The following is a 16,654-nucleotide window of genomic DNA, read 5'->3' as shown; positions in this document are numbered from 1 at the left end:
CGGAACCAGGACGGACAATCAAGACCCGGCGGGGCTCTTACTGACCGGGTGCTACCCGATCATCCGGGATCATTGACCACAAGGTTGCCACACGTTCAGCACCTTCCGGTATCCGAGTGGGATCCTCGAGTTCGTACTCCCGCAGAACAGCTCGGATTCTGTCCAAAAGTTCCCTACGCTGCGGGTTGGTCAAGTACAGCAGGTTGCTGGAAAGGACTACTGCTGCCGGTTCTTCTCCCGTTTCTCCTCGTTGCCGGCGTTCCCCGCGAGCCTTGGCGAAGGCCGAAGCCCGGCGTCGGAAGGCATCAAGCTCCAGGTCAACCACGGCAATTTCAGGGCTGGCAACGCTCCCTCCCGAGATAGTGAAGTCCGTTCCGGCCGCTTTCCAGCGACGTTCGCGGGCATCACCGGCGTTTTCCGCAGGCGCCACAATCCCCCATTTCTGGAGCGCCCGAAGGTGGTAGCTCATTGCACTGGGCGTCAGACCGGTCCTGGCAGCTAGTTCTGTGGCTGTGTGGCTGACCTGTGTGGCGTAGAGCTCAGAGATGACCTCAATCCGAGCGGCGTGCGCCAATGCACGGATCGCCTTGGGATCAGTGATCTCAACCGTCTTCTCGGCACGCTTCCGCCGGGGAACGTCGCCTGACGCTTGGGATGGTTCGTTGTTCGCAGTCACTTCATCAGTGTAGTCAGGGTCACTTTCCGGAGGCCCGGTGTTTGATGAGCGGGGCGCCGCACCCCGGATCATGCGCTGACCTGCGCCGGGTCTGGAAGAAGGAACCCGTCCAAAACCAGGTTGGTGACCTCGCGGAAAAGCCCTTCCCGGAAGGCCTCTTCGTCGAAGTCCTCTCCCCCGCCCAGGAGCGATACCAAGGCCGAGACGATCTGCCGTACCGACAATTGGCCGTCGCAGGCGGAGACGAACCCGGCCAGTTCAGTACTGAGCAGATTGGTCCGGCGAAGGCCTGCCCCTTGCCTCAGGAGGATGACACCGGGATGAACAGCTCCGGGACGCTGGTGCCGTTCCTCGGTGACGTCATCGGCAACCACAAGGTGGGCCTCCGGGACCGAATGCGCAGCCACCCAATCTGCGCGTTCCACTGCAGCACCCACATGCGGTCCGATCGGCTGCTCTATTGGGTATGTGATTTCTTCGAAACGGCTGATGATGACCTCGAGCGGAGACGCCGGGCGGCGCAGCCAAATCATTCCGAAGCCGATACCTTCGACGTTCCTGGAAGCAAAGTCGTCCAGATAGGCGGCGTATGCTTCCTTGTATTGCTGTCCCTCTCGGTTCTGCGAGGCGTCTTGAAGCCACGTTTCCGCGTACTGCTCGGGACCCACCTGCTCCCGTTGGATGAACCAGACATCCAATACTGAGTCCTGGAGCCAGGCCTTGGGCCGGTCCTTCCAGTCCGTACCAGAGGTAACCTCCCAGTTGCCCAGCATTTGCGCTGTTCCACCTGGCTCGAGGACCTCAGAGAGGGACTGTACCAAGGACGCTACTATTTCGTCGCCGGGAAGCCCGCCATCGCGGTACGTGAACTGGTCCGACGACGACTCGCCGCCCGTTCGCGGAGTGATGACGAACGGTGGGTTTGATACCACCAAGCCGAACTGCTCCCCCGCTACCGGTTCCAGGAGCGATCCGAGCCGCAGGCTCACCCGACGCTCCAGGTTGTCCGGGTCCAGGTCCAGTTCTGCGGCGTTCAGCAGAAGGTTGAAGCGGGTGAACGCCAGCGCCCTCTCCGAGATGTCCGTGGCCGTGACGTGCTCGCAGTGATGGAGCAGGTGGAAGGTCTGGATACCGCAGCCGGTGCCCACGTCCAGCGCTCGTTTGCTGTGTTTCCTGAATGTGGTCTGGACCAGCGTTGTGGAGGCACGCCCGATCCCCAGGACGTGGTCGTGCCTCAGGACTCCGGGCTGCTGGTGGGCAGCAAGGTCGCTGGCAACCCAGAGTTCTGCACCGCCACTGCCATCCGTGTTGGCGTCCCAGCCGTAGGGGCGCAGGTCCGCCTTGGCATTAGCCATTCCTGAATCCACGGTGATCAGACCCAGTTCCTCAAGGCCTTTCGCACGGGTACCGGGGAGGGCGGAATCGATGTCCTCGACGGACTGCGGAACGGCCAGCAGCCAAAGACGAACAATTACTGCCTGTGATCTGAGGACTGGGTCCTTGGAGTCCATGAGTCTGTCACTGGCAAGGAGCGCGGGAATGAGCTGGTCCCTGCCGAGTGCTTCTGAAGCGGACGCTCCCAAGAGTTCAGCCACACCGTCCACTGTGTAGTTGAGGGCACGAAGGTCTGCGGCGAGCGCCAAAAGCAGTTCGGGGTGGTCGCTGCGCGGAGCGTCGTCAATGTTGCCGGCAGTAAAGAAAGAAGCTGTGTCAGTCACCTTGCAAGTGTAGGGGCGGGGCGCCCGGCCTTTGGATCATGGATCAGCCCTATGTGGACAAAGGCCCCCGCTGGAACCCGGTAGCGTTGGATTCATGCTCACCTTCTCTTCCACAAGGCGCCGTGGGGGCCTTGTTGCCATCACCGCTGCGGCTTTGTTTGGGGTCTCCGGCTGCCAGGCGCCGGCCAACATCGAAGATGCCGACGTTCCTGTTTGGAAGGAAAAGACCCTGCCCTCGGCAAGCGGTGCGGTGTTGGAGGACTCCGGCAAGATCCTCAACCGGGACCCCTTGGTCAAGGAATCCCCCAATGTTCCGGGTGGAAGCTACACGCTCACCATGGCGTGCGACGGGGGCGGCAAGGCGTACTTCGCTGTTTCCTCCAGCGGCGTCAAGATCGCGGACGCGGCTGCTGCATGCAATGGCAGCCTTGATGTGGTGAAAATCAAGGTGCCCGGCAGTGGCCCGCTCAGCATCTCGACAAGCAGCGTTGATGCTCCGCTGATCTTCGCCTATCACGTGGTTCCTGCGCCCGCCTGAAGTCTGGCGTGCCCCTCCGAGAGGCCTATGGCCTGCGGCTGTACGGGCGTAAAGTCAGTACATGGGCAGCAAGGCAGCTCGCTCGGTGATGCCACAGCGCCTGGCGAGGGCCGCCGTCGTCATCCTTATTGTGCTGGGCGGCAGCCTAACGGGGTGCGAATACACCTATGACGAGGGCGGAAGGCCGGATGCCAGCCCCTCCACAGCGGGAAATGTAGTCCTGCCGCCCGATCCGGCTCTGGAGGAGACCGTCACCGGCGAGGCACTCGAAGAGTGGGCAAAGTTGGCCTTGCCTGAGTCCCAGGGGCAGTCGTTCTACTCAAGCAGTGGGTACCTCAATCCCGATGAGTCCAAGACTGAGCAAACGGTGCAATTGCCGGGCGGGACGTACGCGGTGACGCTGGCCTGCCGTGGCACACGCCGCGTGACGTTCTCCGTCAAGGTGGGCGAAGTGGAACTCGTGAACCTGACGCTGGGATGCGCCAATGCACGAGTGAGCGTGGTCCAGCTGGAAAAGGACGCCATTCTGTCCATCACAGTGGGGACCAGGTCGGACGCCAACTTCACCTATCGGGTGAGCCGGCTCTGATTCGGATTGTCAGGCCGCTTCGCAGCCTCCGGGGCAGCGGAGCGTTTCCGGGCTCGAGGCGCATTCCTCGCAATACAGGGTCAAAGTACGGCAACTGAGGTTTGAGCAGTTTTCGAACTTGTTGGTGGGAGCAGAGCAGCGGACGCACTGGCCGATGGTCTTGGCTTCCTCGCTGAACTCGACGTGCATGCGCTTGTCGAAGACGTACAGCGAGCCCTCCCAGAGGCCTTTGTCCTTGAACGTCTCGCCATAGCGGACAATCCCGCCATCCAACTGGTAGACCTCTTTGAAACCCCTGTTGACCATCAGGCTGGAGAGTACTTCACAGCGGATGCCCCCGGTGCAGTAGGTGACTACCGGCTTGTCCTTGAGGTCGTCGTACTTGCCCGAGTCGAGTTCCTTGATGAAGTCGTGGGTGGTGTCCACGTCCGGAACGATCGCATCCTTGAACTTGCCGATCTGCGCTTCGAACGCGTTCCGGCCATCGAAGAAAACTACGTCTTCCCCACTGGACTTCTTGGCATCCACCAGCGCGTGAAGTTCCTCGGGTTGGAGGTGCTTCCCGCCACCCACCACACCGTTGGAATCCACTTTCAGTTCACCCGGCGCACCGAATGACACGATCTCGTCGCGTACCTTGACACTGAGGCGCGGGAAATCTGCGGCGCCTCCCTCCGACCACTTAAAGTCGATGTCGTGAAAACCCTTGTACTCGCGAGTGGTCTTCACGTACTGCTTCATGTTGTTGAGCTCGCCGCCTACCGTGGCGTTGATGCCGTCCTTGGATATGAGGATCCTGCCGGTGAGGCCCAGCTTTTCGCACAGGGCACGCTGCCACAGACGCACCGCGTCAGGGTCGGCGATCGGGGTAAAGCCATAGAAGAGCACAATTCGGTTCAAAGCCACTATTAAAGGGTACTTGGTGCAGTAAAATCCGCCCGTTCCGGTGGGTGCCGCGCGCGGCCCACGGGGTGGGTGCTGCCGGCCGGAAGTCACAATTCCATAAGCAACCAGCGCCGGGCTGACATGGCTCTGTTGCTTCATGGTGCGCTGGCATACTCTCTCTACATGAGTCCAGACGCCTTGGTTGAAGACATTGCGCACCTCTTGGAAGTCTGGGTAGCCGGCTGGTCCGGCTGCCGCGGCTACGAGTCACGCCTGGAGGGCCGTTTCCCTGCCGCACTTCGCGCCGACAAAACCGGTGACTGGGAGTATTTCGCCCATGATCCCTCGGACGAAGAGTTCGCCGCCCTTGCGGACAAGACCGCAGAATCCCCAGCCCGGATCCTGACGGTACTCACCAACGACGTACAACGGTACAAATACCTCGCTGAACAGCGCGGACTTACTGTGACGTCCGCATCCCAGACCATGATGATCGTGGACATGGAAACCCAGGATTCCGAGGATCCGTGGCTCCCTGACGACGACTTGGAGCTCGCTACCTCGGAATCGAACGGCGTTCATCACGCGGTGGTCCACTCGGGCGAACGGGTGGCCGCCAGCGGCCGGGTCTATGTCGTCAACGGCACGGCCGTCTTCGACAAAATCGTCACCGAACCTGATTTTCAGCGCCGTGGCTTGGGGAGCTTCATTATGAAGGCCCTCGCAGCCCAAGCTTTCGCGCACGATGTTGAAAACGGGCTTTTGTTGGCATCCTTGGACGGCCAAAAGCTTTACTCCCACCTTGGGTGGGACGCGGTTTGCCACGTCCTCATGATGTCCAGCGGTACCGAAGGATCGGACCTGTCAGGAGCCTAGAAACTCCCGCCTAACAGCCAAGCACGACGGCGTCCTCCGAACGTGCCGCCGTTGGCGTGCCAGCACAGTGACAGAATGATTCGGTGGCTGCAACCAATTCACTGATCTCCTTACTGGGCCGGACGCCGGACCCTGAGCAGTTGCGCCATGTCCACACCATCCCAGCCCGAAAAGCTGTCAACGAACCCTGGCCCGACTGGGTCCACCCGGATGTGGTGGCTGCCTACGGCACACTCGGCATCCATGAACCGTACCGTCACCAGATCCAGGCGGCAGACCTTGCCCATGCCGGCCAGCACGTTGTCATTGCCACCGGTACTGCTTCCGGTAAGTCGCTCGCATATCAGCTGCCAGCGTTGGATGCGATTCACCGTTCGGAGCTGCGAGTCCTGTCGGACCCGGGAAAGATCCACGACGACGGCGCAGTCACGCTCTACCTGTCCCCTACAAAGGCCTTGGCAGCAGACCAGCTCGCAGCGATCCGTTCGCTGAAACTGCCTACGGTCCGGGCAGAAACTTACGACGGCGATACTGACGTCTCGTCTCGACGTTGGATCCGTGACCACGCCAATTTCATCCTTGCCAACCCGGACATGCTGCACTTCGGGATCCTTCCCAACCACACGTGGTGGGCCCGGTTCTTCCGACGCCTGCGCTACGTCATTGTGGACGAAGCACATAGTTACCGCGGCGTGTTCGGCTCGCACGTGGCCAATTTGATGCGGCGTCTCCGCCGGATCTGCGCTTACTACGGTGCGGGGACCTCCTTCCCTGAACCGGTCTTCATCGCTGCTTCCGCCACGGCTTCCGACCCCGGGGTTTCCTTTGGACGGCTCATTGGCGCTCCCGTCCGGGAAGTTTCCGAGGACTGCTCTCCGCACGGTTCCACTACGGTGGCTTTCTGGGAACCTGCCCTGACCGATGTCAAAGGCGAGAACGGCGCTAAACAGCGGAGGACGGCTGTGGCTGAATCCGCGGACATCCTGGCCAACCTCGTCTCGTCACGCGTCAGGACCATCGCGTTCATCAAGTCACGTCGCGGCGCCGAGTCCATTGCGTCCATCGCCAAGAGACTGCTGGATGAGGTGGATCCCAGCCTCCCCGGGCGGGTAGCGGCCTACCGGTCCGGGTATTTGCCCGAAGAGCGGCGGGCTTTGGAGCAGGCTTTGAGGTCCGGCCAGTTGCTGGGGGTCTCCAGCACGTCCGCCTTGGAACTGGGCATCGACATTTCGGGGCTTGACGCCGTACTCGTGGCAGGCTGGCCTGGCACCAGGGCCTCGCTCTTTCAACAGATCGGCCGCGCAGGCCGAGCGGGGCAAGATGCAATTGCGGCCTTCGTGGCCAGCGACGATCCCTTGGATACGTATCTGGTGAACCACCCGGAGGCGATCTTTGACGTCTCCGTGGAGGCCACTGTCTTCGATCCCGGCAATCCCTACGTTCTTGGCCCACACTTGTGCGCGGCGGCGGCCGAGTTGCCAATCGGCCCGGCGGAGCTGGATCTCTTCGGACCCACTGCCGAGGGCCTCCTTGATCGCTTGGTGGTGCAGGGCTACCTTCGCAAGCGTCCCGCGGGTTGGTTCTGGACCCACCCGGAAAGCGCTGCCGGGATGGTAAACCTCCGAGCCGACGGTGGCGGGCCAGTCAGTATTGTCGACGCCGAGACCGGGTCCCTCCTGGGAACAATGGACTCGCCACAGACGCACTATCAGGCCCACACGGGTGCCATCTATGTCCACCAGGGTGAGAGCTACCTTGTGGAGGACCTCAACGAATCCGATCACTGCGTGATGGTCCGCCGGGTAAATCCGGACTTCTACACGACGGCACGGGATGTGACCCAGATCGAAGTCCTTGAAACCTCGCGTTCGGTCCAGTGGGGTGACATCACCATGCATTTTGGCGACGTCAAAGTAACCACCCAAGTGGTCTCCTTTCAGCGTAAAGCCTTGATTTCGAACGAAATCCTCGGTGAAGAACCCCTCGATCTGGGAGCCCGGGACCTGTTTACCAAGGCTGTCTGGTTTGTGGTGGACAACCGTTCGCTGCACGGAGCCGGTTTAGTGGAAGCGGAGTTCCCCGGGGCGCTGCATGCGGCTGAACATGCCGCCATTGGACTGCTCCCCCTGGTGGCATCGAGTGACCGCTGGGACATCGGCGGTGTCTCCACCGCCCTGCACGCCGACACCGGAGTGCCAACGATCTTCGTATACGACGGCCACCCGGGTGGTGCTGGATTCGCTGAGCGGGGCTTCGAAAAGGCCAAGATTTGGCTGACGGCCACCCGGGAGGCAATCAAGGCGTGCGAGTGTGATGCCGGCTGTCCGTCCTGTGTTCAGTCACCCAAATGCGGCAATAAGAACAACCCGTTGGACAAGGCAGCCGCCATCACGCTCCTGGACGTCTTGTTGAAGGACGCCAGCTAGCCAAGAGCGTCAGCTGAACACCGCAATGGGTCAGCCAAACGAGTCGTGACCAGCCCCCGCCCAGCAGGAACCGGTCCTGTTTGTGCCGCCTACGGAGGAGGTCCGGCCCGCGCACGGCCAGTGGCGACACCCCAGCGGAAGGGGTGTGCCAGCTCAGTACCGACCTCCACCACGTTCCCGGCGGCCACCGTGCAGGACGTGAGCTTCGCATCTTGCTTTGCAGACACGTCTGCTGCCACCGCACAAGGTTCCCCGGAAGCAAGACCCCGGGCAGCATCTGCTGCTGCAAGAGCCGCCAGGTCAGCTGCCGAGGCAGCCCGGGATGCCATCACCCCTGCCTGCGCGAGGAGAAGCAGTCCAAGAAGCAGCGCCATGACCACGGCACCCAGTCCCAACGCGAGCACAGTTCCGGCGCCGCACTCACTCTGGGTATTCACCAGCACTTTCTTCACGGGGTGCCCGTTTCTGCCCGCGCTGACGCAGAGGCCTTTAGCGTCCAAGGGATAAGCGGGCCCAAGGCTCCGCCTACTGGCGACGAAGCTGTCACGGTCAGCCACTCGCCGTCGTCGGTAAGTATCGCGCTGACGCCGTCCCCGGCAAGTCGCTTGACGACCCCTTCCACCGAGTCTGAAGTCTCACCCCGGGCCGATGCGCGCGCTCCCGCCCTGGCTGCTTCCTCCAGTCGAAGTTGGGTGATACCCGCGGCGCCGCCTGCCAGCAGGAATGCCAGGAGCAACACAACGGCCGGCAAGGCGACGGCGAACTCCGCAGTGACGGCACCCCGTTCCGTCTCTCCCCGGCACACTCTCCCGCGGGCAGGCAGCACATCCGTCATGGCAAGGACAGTGCCGTACGGATCAGGTTGAGCAGGAAGCCGCGGACCTCCTCGCTCCGAAGGATGACCACAAGGAGGCCTGCTAGCCCAACAGCAGCGAGGGTAGCTATGGCGTACTCGGCGGTGGCCATGCCCACTTCCGAACCCATCAGCCTTGTCCTTGCCCGGAAGCCATCGTCAGCAAGTTGCCTGTCCTCGAACTCCTCAGGATCGTCGAATCCCAGTTCGAACTGCCCGAGTTCGTCCTCGAGATCGAATCGCTCGAGGTCGTTGTGTTCAAGCTCGTACTCGGAGAGCTCGTACTGGTTTGTTGTGGCCGGTTCTCCGGAAGGAACCCCAGGGTCTTCAACGGGAGCCGTTCGATCGTGGGGCGTATCCCAGAGAATCTCAGGAAGCGTAGTGGACAGTGTTTTCACGGTGGGTTCCTTTCAAGAAGTGCCAGCGGGTCCGCCGACAGAATCGACTCTTCCGTGGCGTGGAGTAACCCGGAAGAAGTCGATTCCTGCAAGTGGATAACCACTCCTGACTGGCTGGATGTGGAGGAAAGGTTGAGGCTATTCCTCGAGCAGGCTTGTCTCCGCATTTCAGCCTGCGGGAAGCATGGCGATCAGGACCGGGACGATTCCAAGGCAGATGAAGGCAGGCAAGGAACAGAGACCCAAAGGAACCACCAGTTTTACGCCGAGGGCAGCTGCCCTCTTCTCCGCTTCCCGGAACTGCTCACGCCGTTCCCTCGCGGCCTGTGCGTAGAGGATGGAAGCAGACGGCGCACCAGTCAGTGCCGCGAAAGCCAACGCGTCCTTGAGACGCGCTACTTCGGGCACGTGCGTGGTGGGAGTCCGCCAGGCAGTCTCCCACTCGGCACCAAGAGCAAGTGCGGCAACAACTGGCCGGAGTGATCGTCTGATTGGTGGGGAGGCACACTTCGCGATGAGTTCCAGTGCCCGCCCTATTCCAGCTCCGGCGTCGAGCATCGAGGCCACCAATTCCAGCATCATTGCAGTGTCGCGAAGCCCGTCCGATGCCAGGTCAGCTTGGGTTGCCATATAAAAGTCCTGCGGCGACTCACTCTCCCTGCCCCGAGGACGTAACCGCCTCTTCAGGCGCGTGGGTCCGGCGAAGCTGATGAAGGAGGCCAGCGCCATGGCCGCGATCATTACCAACACCGGCGCTGCGGACATCAGCGACCGCCAGCCGCAGACGCGACCAATCGCGAGGACCAAACCCGCCCGGCCGTCGTCAGCAGGAGTCCAGCCGCAAACGTGGCAATACCCAGGAAGTTGTTCAGCAAGATCCCCAGCGGATCCACGCCCAATGACATCCCCAGGCCAAGCCCGAATATCGGGAGCCACGACAACAGGCGAACGGTAGCTTTGGGCCCTGCGAGCGCCGTCTGGCGGGCGGCTTCGGAGTCTTCCTCGGCTTCCAGCTGGGCTACGAATCGGGTGAGGAGGTCGGCTAGGGGACAGCCGCTGGTTTCGGCGATGTCCAGGCATGCTGCCAGTTCCATCCACACACGTCGTTCAGAACTTCCGCGTCGCGGATACGCCTTTGCGGCCGTGCCACGGATGGCTGCAGCAGGAGAATTTCCTACCGTTGACGCTGCCCGTGCCGCTGCCAATACTTTCAGCGACTCGTGCGACAGCCCGGCGTTGCCCTTCTGCGCTGCTGCGGCCGCGCCACCGTCCGTGTTTTGCCGTGAACCATGGACAACCCATAGCTCTTCCCACAACTTGGACGTTCCCCGCCCGCCGCGCAGGAGGGCTGCGAGCTGTTGCACCAGCACCACAAGCGGCAGTGGCTCAATCCGCTTTCGTCGTCGTGGGCGTCCGGGCAACACCCAAACACGAGCGTTGGGACTCCGATTCCGGCCTGTCGAATCCCCCAGGCTCGTCCGAATTCGTCTACTGCCGGCGCCATGGCCCTTGAGTTGCAGCCATGCCGCGAGTGCCGCAACAAGGACGAATGCCCCGATCATGGGCCGTCCCCGACATGAGGCAACAAATCATCATGTTGCGGATCATCGTCCACTTCAAGCGGTGCCAAGGAGAGCCGGGCGGCGAGTCCTGGCCACGCTTGTCCGTATGTCATTCCTGACCGGCTCCAGCTGAGGGCCGGCACCACTTTCTGGCCCGCACGTGTGTCGGCCACCACGCCAATGGATGCCACTTTCCGCCCCGACGAGGTTCTGTCTACGTGAATCACGACGTCCAGGGCACTGGAGACCTGCAATCGGACGGCTTCCGCGTTCAAACCAGCCAAGGCGCCGAGGGCTACCAATCGTGCTGGCACAGCCTCGGCAGTGTTGGCATGAATAGTGCCACCGCCGCCGGTGTGGCCGGTGTTGAGTGCGGTCAGCAGTTCGCGGACTTCAGCGCCTCGGCACTCACCTACGATCAGCCTGTCCGGCCGCATGCGCAGTGCTTGGCGGACCAACTCACCGAGCTCAAAGGCACCTCCTCCCTCGAGGTTTCCGTGGCGCGACTCGAGCGTCACTACATGTGGGTGGACAGGATTGAGTTCGGCGGCGTCCTCTATCAGCACCAATCGCTCCGCCGGATGGCTCAACCCGAGCATGGTGGAGAGCAGGGTTGTCTTTCCTGAGCCCGTGGCACCGCTGATGAGGAAACTCAGTTTGTGCCCCATGATGGCGCGGAGAACCGACTCGACGTGCTCCGAAAACATCCCGCGTTCCCTCAACTCGGTCAAGGTGAACACCTCTTCCCGGCGGATGCGGATGGACAGCAGGGTGCCTGCCGTTGATATCGGTGAGAGCACTGCGTGCACCCGGTAGCCGCCCTTGAGACGGACGTCCACGCAAGGGGAACCGTCGTCCAATCTCCTCCCCCCGGCTGAAACCAAGCGGGTGGCCAGCGATCTGATCTGCTGTTCAGTATCGAAGTGAACCAATGAACGTTCCAAGCCGTTACCGCGGTCCAACCAAACTGAATCGGGTCCGTTGACGAAGATGTCAGTGACAGAAGGATCCCGGGCGAGGTGTTGGAGGGGTCCCAACCCGTTCAGTTCCGCATTGATGGATTCCGCAGCTTCCAACGCCCCGGCAGTACCCAGTAGCCTGCCGCTCGCCTGCACAGCTGCCGCGACCGTAGACGGTGTTACGGGTCCGTTCCCTGCGAGCACGGATTCCCGCACCGTCTCAAGGAGGACAGCGTCCAGCCCACGGCCCTGCCGACGGCGGGCTCCCTCGGCGAAGCGGCTCATTGGTTGGCGCCCTTCAACTCCGGCACAGAGCTCAACTCCAGCACAGAGTCGGCAAAACGGCTGATCGGCTTTCGGCGCCCAAGTTCCAGCAACCGTCCAAGTTCGGTGCCAGCCTCCACGCCGCGCACCTCAGGAAGGATGCCCAACAGCGGCAATCCCAAAGACTCGGAAATCAGCGGGGCGTCCACGAACGCGGCGCCGGTTCCACGGACCAAAAGTCCGGCGTCGATGGGTGGAAGCTCGTTGAGAACGCGCGCGGCCGCTACCGCGCATTTGAGGTGCGCCTTGCTCAGCAACAAGATCCTGTCGCAGTCCCACGCAAGCGTCCCCAGTCCTTCCCCACTGCGCCCGATGTCCACGAGGACAAGTTCGAAGCTCCGGCGTGCGGCGTCAACCACGGCAGCTACAGCACCGGCCGTGGGGATATGGACCGGTTCCCGGTTCCCGGGCCATGAAAGGTAGGCGAACCCGCCAGCCACGGGCAGGGAGTCCCGGAACTGCGAGGGATCAATGCTTCCGCGGGTTTCGGCGAAGTCCGGCCACCGCAGGCCTGGGATCTCTTCAGCCGTCACCGCCAGTTCAAGGCCTCCACCCCAGCGGTCACCATCGATAAGCAACGTGCTGACACCATGCCCTGCCGCAGCTTGGGCCAGCCAGATCGCGGTGGTTGTAGCCCCCGCCCCTCCACTACCGCCGATGATTCCTATGACCGTGCCCCCGGGATCTGGAGAGCCGGACATGCTGAGATGTTCAGCCAGCCAAGCGGCAGCCTCGGGAAGGACAGCTACCCGCTCAGCCCCAAGGGCGGCAGCTAAACGCCATAGCCCGTCACCTTCAGACGCTTTGCCGAGCAACACTGTGGGTGCCCTTCGCCGTGGCGGCAGTTCGCGGATATCACTGCCCACCAAGACGACGTCGGCGTTATCCCAACCATGGACGGCTTCCGTCACGTCAACGGCCGTTCGCAGGCTTCCGCCTGCCGCTGCGACTATCCGTTTGGCCTCTTCCTGAAGGTAGGGGTCCCCGGAAACCAGCAGTATCCCGACGGCGTCGCGCGGCACCCAGGATCCATCCGCGTCCCCCTGCGCTGTGCGGCTGCTGCCTTGCCCGTGGGGCTTGCTGGTTTGCCTGTGCCGACGATCTCGCTTGCTCATGGCATCCACACTGGTTCAATTGGCCGGGACTATATAAGGTCTGCATGCCCTTATGTGCACAACCTGGGACGGCAGCAACTGTGGAGGAACAGTCGCGCCCCGCACCGGGACCGGGACCAGCACCCTGCGGCACAGGGCAGAATGGACACATGTATTTGCTGCTCGCCGCCCACCAGGAAGGCGCAGCCATACAAAGGATCTCCCCCACCGGAAAAGCAACTGCAGACGCGCGTGTGGTCACCCGTGGTGAGTTGCCCGGCGTCGTGCGTGAATTTGAAGCGCAACGGCCCCGTTGGGTATGGCATCGCGCCCAGGATTGGTATCCCGAACTGCTGACCCACGGCATGGAACTCGAGCGTTGCCACGACCTGGCGCTTTGCGGAGCCATTCTGGCCCACTCTGAATTCACGGCACACACGGACTACGCCATGCACGCGGTCAAGCTCACGCAGGATGACGACTCAACACCGCCACGGGCTCTGATGCCCCCGCCACCGCCCGCGGATCAGGGCGCGCTCTTCGAGGAGCTTTCGCCGACCAATTCCAAAGCGGGGCTGGCTGAACTCAGGGAGGAGTTCGCTGTCCAGCAGCACGCGATCTCTCAGGTCCCTGAGGATCACCAGCAGAAACAACGCCTACAGTTGCTGCTGGCCGCGGAGTCGGCATGCGCCATAATCGCCATCGAGATGCAGCACACCGGCGTCCCTTGGCGCGAAGAGCTCCACCAGCAGATCCTTGCCGACGTCCTTGGTCCGAGGCCGCCGCTTGGGCATCGTCCTCCGGCGCTTGAGGCTCTCTGCACCGAGCTCCGAAGTATCCTCAACTCCCCCAGCCTGAATCCGGACTCCCCGCAGGACCTCATGCGCGCCTTGCACCGGAACGGGATCGAGGTGAAAAGCACCCGTCAATGGGAGCTTCAGGAATCGAAACACCCTGCCATTCAGCCCCTGCTGGCCTATAAGAAACTTTCCCGCCTGCACACCGCCAACGGTTGGTCCTGGCTGGACGCATGGGTGCGTGACGGCCGGTTCCACCCGGAGTACGTTGTGGGTGGAGTTGTGTCCGGCCGCTGGGCTTCACGCGGTGGCGGTGCGCTTCAGATTCCGCGCAACATCCGGGCAGCGGTCCATGCGGACCCGGGCCACAAACTCATCGTCGCCGACGCCTCGCAATTGGAGCCGAGGGTCCTCGTGGCACTGGCGCAAGACACGAAAATGGCCGAGGCAGCCCGCGATAAGGACCTGTACGCGGGCATCGCAGCCCAAGGCTTTGGTGGTGACCGTGCCAAAGCAAAGATTGCTCTGCTGGGAGCCATCTATGGCGCCACAACGGGCGAGTCGGGCAGGCTCATGCCGCAGCTCACGCGTACCTATCCACGCGCCGTCGGGTTCGTGGAGCAGGCGGCTCGTGAGGGGGAAGCAGGCCGGACTGTCACCACGCGGCTGGGCAGGAGCAGCCCGCCGCCGTCGCCCGGTTGGTTGCGGAGCCAGCAGTCCACCACCGCTGAAGAACAGCGCCGCGCTGACAACCTGGCCCGGTCCAGGGGCCGTTTCACCCGCAACTTCGTGGTCCAGGGTTCGGCTGCTGAGTGGGCGGCCTGCTGGCTTGCGGAATTACGACGGCGGCTGCGGGCCTCGCGCGCCGAAGGCTCACCATCCGGGGAACTCGTCTTCTTCCTGCACGATGAAGTCATGGTTCATGCGCCCGACGACGCCGTGGACGCCTGTGTCCGGGCCATCGAAGAAGCGGCTATAGCGGCGAAGGAACTTATGTTCGGGCGGATCCCTGTGGAATTTCCGGTGAGTGTGGCGGTGGTCGATTCGTACGACAAGGCGAAGTAGCCGGACCATAGCCGGAAGCCGCGGGACTATCCAGTCACATCTCGTTGTATGAGCCGGGATGACCCGCCAGTCACGGGTACTGCAAAGTAACTTTAGTTCGTCCCCGGTTCTGGATAGTTTCACTATGTGGATAGTTTTGCTGGTCCACATCTTGTGCAAGGAAGCATCAAAAGGGGGAAGCATTTCGATGGCTGGCAGGTTTGAAATTCTCAAAGACAACGACGAAGGTTACCGGTTCCGCCTGACTGCGGCCGATGGAACCGTCGTGGCCGTATCACCCATGTTCACGCACCTCGAGGGCGTAGTTGCAGGCATCAACGCGGTGCGGGAAAATGCAGCCACGGGACTAATCGTGGACCGTTCGACGACGGCCCGCAAGGCTGCCTAAGAGCGCCAGCGCGCAGGACCAGTCAGGTAAGGACCCGTTAGAGGTCGATATCGTGCAATTTGTCCTTGTCCCAGGGAACGGTCCAGCCAAGTTCGTCAAAGAGGCCACTGAGGACCATCCCCGTGAAACCCCACACCAGCACGCCGTTCACGGTGAAACCAGGGCTGGTGTACGTACGGCCGAACCGGGAGATAGTGGCGGTGACGCGGTTAACAGGATCCAAAAGGTCGCGCACCGGCACCCTGAAGACCTGGGCGGACTCGGCGTAGTCCACTACGCGAACCGGCGATGGCGCATCCCACCATGCCAGGACGGGCGACACCCGGAAGTTGCTCCTGATAAGTCCCAGTTCCGGGATGACTCCAAGTACACGGACACCACTAGAGTCCAGGCCGGTTTCTTCCACAGCTTCACGAAGGGCTGCGGCCACTACCGACTCGTCTTCCGGGTCCACGCTGCCGCCCGGGAACGCCACTTGGCCCGGGTGGTCGTCAAGGGTGTGCGCCCGTTCGAGCAGGAGGACATCGAGGTCGGCCGGCGCTATGGGGCGTCCTGATTCGGCAGGAATGTTGTCCAGCACGCCGAAAAGCATGAGAACTGCCGCGGCCCGGTTCGTTTCCCGAGTGACGGGGAGCTTCTCCCACAGGGCCGAGTGCTGTTGCTTACCGTTTTCAAAGCGGGTGACCAGTGCGGATAGTTCCTCAAGCGCGGTCACCCGGGCCTCCTTTGCGATTCCATGCGGATCTCCGCGGCCCTATGCGTCTCGGCCAGGAGCTTCTCCAGCAAAGCTTCATTGCCCGGCGCAAGCTCGTACTTCAGCAGCTTGGCTGCCTTGACGGGGTCCGTTTCGCCCTCTCCGTAGCTCGGGCAGAGGCTGGCGACCGGGCAAGCACCACAGGCCGGCTTCCTGGAATGGCAGACCCTGCGCCCGTGGAACACCACCCGGTGAGAGAGCATGGTCCAGTCCCGGGGTTCAAACAATTCCGCGACATCGAACTCGATCTTCACAGGATCATCCGAGGCCGTCCACCCGAACCGACGGGCCAGCCGACCGAAGTGCGTATCCACCGTGATCCCGGGAATACCGAATGCATTGCCCAAAACGACGTTCGCGGTCTTGCGCCCTACGCCCGGGAACGTCACCAGATCTTCAAGACGTCCCGGGACCACGCCGTCGTACTCATCCACAAGCCGTGTGCTGAGCGCCAGGACGTTCCTCGCTTTGGCCCTGAAGAAGCCCGTCGGCTGAAGTATCGTCTCCAGCTCTACGGGGTCTGCTTCAGCCATGGCGCGGGCATCCGGATAACGGGCAAAGAGGATCTTGGTGACCTGGTTGACGGCCACATCCGTGGTTTGGGCCGAGAGGACCGTGGCCACCACCAGCTCAAAGGGGTTCCTGAAATCCAGCTCCGCATGGGCGTAGGGATACTTATCAGCGAGAACCCTGTTGATCTTGCGAGCCCGGCGTTTAAGCGCGAGCAGCGAACCAGCTTCAGCGATGGCCAC

The 16,654-nt window shown here is 62.4% G+C and carries 18 protein-coding genes; 6 read left to right on the top strand and 12 right to left on the bottom strand.

What is annotated here, in order from left to right; all coding sequences use genetic code 11:
• Positions 1–37: 37 nt before the first annotated feature.
• The gene (locus RIF72_RS10790) at positions 38–748 is read right to left on the bottom strand and encodes a helix-turn-helix domain-containing protein (RefSeq protein WP_309074806.1); all 711 of its coding nucleotides are present in this window, start codon (positions 746–748) and stop codon (positions 38–40) included.
• Entirely contained in the window at positions 745–2,394 is a 1,650-nt protein-coding gene (locus tag RIF72_RS10785; protein ID WP_309074805.1) for a methyltransferase, read from the bottom strand. Before RIF72_RS10785 ends, RIF72_RS10790 begins: the two co-directional genes overlap by 4 nt.
• A 94-nt stretch (positions 2,395–2,488) precedes the next feature.
• On the opposite strand from RIF72_RS10785, the gene RIF72_RS10780 reads away from it, so the two are divergent.
• Positions 2,489–2,932: a hypothetical protein gene (locus tag RIF72_RS10780; protein WP_309074804.1), complete on the top strand. Its 444-nt coding sequence runs from the start codon at positions 2,489–2,491 to the stop codon at positions 2,930–2,932.
• A 61-nt stretch (positions 2,933–2,993) separates the two neighbouring features.
• Positions 2,994–3,521: a DUF6023 family protein gene (locus RIF72_RS10775; protein ID WP_309074803.1), complete on the top strand. Its 528-nt coding sequence runs from the start codon at positions 2,994–2,996 to the stop codon at positions 3,519–3,521.
• Between the two features lie 9 nt (positions 3,522–3,530).
• Here the strand turns inward: RIF72_RS10775 and RIF72_RS10770 are convergent, their stop codons facing one another.
• Complete coding sequence (locus RIF72_RS10770) at positions 3,531–4,427, bottom strand: rhodanese-related sulfurtransferase (RefSeq protein ID WP_309074802.1); 897 nt, start codon at positions 4,425–4,427, stop codon at positions 3,531–3,533.
• A 162-nt stretch (positions 4,428–4,589) separates the two neighbouring features.
• On the opposite strand from RIF72_RS10770, the gene RIF72_RS10765 reads away from it, so the two are divergent.
• Together RIF72_RS10765 and RIF72_RS10760 are read left to right on the top strand one after the other, a co-directional pair.
• Positions 4,590–5,282: a GNAT family N-acetyltransferase gene (locus RIF72_RS10765; RefSeq protein WP_309074801.1), complete on the top strand. Its 693-nt coding sequence runs from the start codon at positions 4,590–4,592 to the stop codon at positions 5,280–5,282.
• A gap of 83 nt (positions 5,283–5,365) precedes the next feature.
• Entirely contained in the window at positions 5,366–7,708 is a 2,343-nt protein-coding gene (locus RIF72_RS10760) for a DEAD/DEAH box helicase (protein WP_309074800.1), read from the top strand.
• Between the two features lie 89 nt (positions 7,709–7,797).
• Here RIF72_RS10760 and RIF72_RS10755 read toward each other — a convergent pair whose 3' ends face one another.
• The 7 genes from RIF72_RS10755 to ssd all read right to left on the bottom strand — a co-directional run bounded on the left by RIF72_RS10755 (position 7,798) and on the right by ssd (position 12,919).
• Complete coding sequence (locus tag RIF72_RS10755) at positions 7,798–8,148, bottom strand: Rv3654c family TadE-like protein (protein WP_375164217.1); 351 nt, start codon at positions 8,146–8,148, stop codon at positions 7,798–7,800.
• A gap of 8 nt (positions 8,149–8,156) precedes the next feature.
• Positions 8,157–8,543, bottom strand: a complete 387-nt coding sequence (locus RIF72_RS10750; RefSeq protein ID WP_309074798.1) for a TadE family type IV pilus minor pilin — start codon at positions 8,541–8,543, stop codon at positions 8,157–8,159.
• Complete coding sequence (locus tag RIF72_RS10745; RefSeq protein WP_309074797.1) at positions 8,540–8,959, bottom strand: DUF4244 domain-containing protein; 420 nt, start codon at positions 8,957–8,959, stop codon at positions 8,540–8,542. The genes RIF72_RS10750 and RIF72_RS10745 overlap by 4 nt, the downstream gene beginning before the upstream one ends.
• Positions 8,960–9,127: 168 nt before the next feature.
• Positions 9,128–9,724: a type II secretion system F family protein gene (locus tag RIF72_RS10740; protein ID WP_309074796.1), complete on the bottom strand. Its 597-nt coding sequence runs from the start codon at positions 9,722–9,724 to the stop codon at positions 9,128–9,130.
• Positions 9,724–10,521 (bottom strand): hypothetical protein, encoded by a 798-nt coding sequence (locus RIF72_RS10735; RefSeq protein WP_309074795.1) that lies wholly within the window; start codon positions 10,519–10,521, stop codon positions 9,724–9,726. The genes RIF72_RS10740 and RIF72_RS10735 overlap by 1 nt, the downstream gene beginning before the upstream one ends.
• Positions 10,518–11,765: a TadA family conjugal transfer-associated ATPase gene (locus tag RIF72_RS10730; RefSeq protein WP_309074794.1), complete on the bottom strand. Its 1,248-nt coding sequence runs from the start codon at positions 11,763–11,765 to the stop codon at positions 10,518–10,520. The genes RIF72_RS10735 and RIF72_RS10730 overlap by 4 nt, the downstream gene beginning before the upstream one ends.
• Positions 11,762–12,919, bottom strand: a complete 1,158-nt coding sequence (gene ssd, locus RIF72_RS10725; protein ID WP_309074793.1) for a septum site-determining protein Ssd — start codon at positions 12,917–12,919, stop codon at positions 11,762–11,764. The genes RIF72_RS10730 and ssd overlap by 4 nt, the downstream gene beginning before the upstream one ends.
• A 149-nt stretch (positions 12,920–13,068) precedes the next feature.
• Here ssd and RIF72_RS10720 point away from each other — a divergent pair, with 149 nt between their 5' ends.
• Positions 13,069–14,760: a bifunctional 3'-5' exonuclease/DNA polymerase gene (locus RIF72_RS10720; RefSeq protein WP_309074792.1), complete on the top strand. Its 1,692-nt coding sequence runs from the start codon at positions 13,069–13,071 to the stop codon at positions 14,758–14,760.
• 187 nt (positions 14,761–14,947) lie between these two features.
• Positions 14,948–15,148 (top strand): DUF1508 domain-containing protein, encoded by a 201-nt coding sequence (locus RIF72_RS10715; RefSeq protein ID WP_309074791.1) that lies wholly within the window; start codon positions 14,948–14,950, stop codon positions 15,146–15,148.
• 37 nt (positions 15,149–15,185) lie between these two features.
• On the opposite strand, the gene RIF72_RS10710 is transcribed toward RIF72_RS10715, so the two are convergent.
• Positions 15,186–15,863, bottom strand: a complete 678-nt coding sequence (locus RIF72_RS10710) for a CoA pyrophosphatase (RefSeq protein WP_309074790.1) — start codon at positions 15,861–15,863, stop codon at positions 15,186–15,188.
• Positions 15,860–16,654, bottom strand: a complete 795-nt coding sequence (gene nth, locus RIF72_RS10705; protein WP_309074789.1) for an endonuclease III — start codon at positions 16,652–16,654, stop codon at positions 15,860–15,862. The genes RIF72_RS10710 and nth overlap by 4 nt, the downstream gene beginning before the upstream one ends.

The sequence above is a fragment of the Paenarthrobacter sp. genome (assembly GCF_031180005.1).
In the GTDB taxonomy this organism is placed as follows: Bacteria; Actinomycetota; Actinomycetes; order Actinomycetales; family Micrococcaceae; genus Arthrobacter.
The sequence above is the reverse complement of the archived record's forward strand: the minus strand, read 5'-3'. Positions and strand labels throughout refer to the sequence as shown.

Bases quoted from the DNA above. Each gene is read 5' to 3' on its own strand.
- RIF72_RS10790 (WP_309074806.1), bottom strand. From the start codon at position 748: ATGATCCGGGGTGCGGCGCCCCGCTCATCAAACACCGGGCCTCCGGAA.
- RIF72_RS10780 (WP_309074804.1), top strand. From the start codon at position 2,489: ATGCTCACCTTCTCTTCCACAAGGCGCCGTGGGGGCCTTGTTGCCATC.
- RIF72_RS10775 (WP_309074803.1), top strand. From the start codon at position 2,994: ATGGGCAGCAAGGCAGCTCGCTCGGTGATGCCACAGCGCCTGGCGAGG.
- RIF72_RS10765 (WP_309074801.1), top strand. From the start codon at position 4,590: ATGAGTCCAGACGCCTTGGTTGAAGACATTGCGCACCTCTTGGAAGTC.
- RIF72_RS10750 (WP_309074798.1), bottom strand. From the start codon at position 8,543: ATGACGGATGTGCTGCCTGCCCGCGGGAGAGTGTGCCGGGGAGAGACG.
- RIF72_RS10740 (WP_309074796.1), bottom strand. From the start codon at position 9,724: ATGTCCGCAGCGCCGGTGTTGGTAATGATCGCGGCCATGGCGCTGGCC.
- RIF72_RS10735 (WP_309074795.1), bottom strand. From the start codon at position 10,521: ATGATCGGGGCATTCGTCCTTGTTGCGGCACTCGCGGCATGGCTGCAA.
- RIF72_RS10730 (WP_309074794.1), bottom strand. From the start codon at position 11,765: ATGAGCCGCTTCGCCGAGGGAGCCCGCCGTCGGCAGGGCCGTGGGCTG.
- ssd (WP_309074793.1), bottom strand. From the start codon at position 12,919: ATGAGCAAGCGAGATCGTCGGCACAGGCAAACCAGCAAGCCCCACGGG.
- RIF72_RS10720 (WP_309074792.1), top strand. From the start codon at position 13,069: ATGTATTTGCTGCTCGCCGCCCACCAGGAAGGCGCAGCCATACAAAGG.
- RIF72_RS10715 (WP_309074791.1), top strand. From the start codon at position 14,948: ATGGCTGGCAGGTTTGAAATTCTCAAAGACAACGACGAAGGTTACCGG.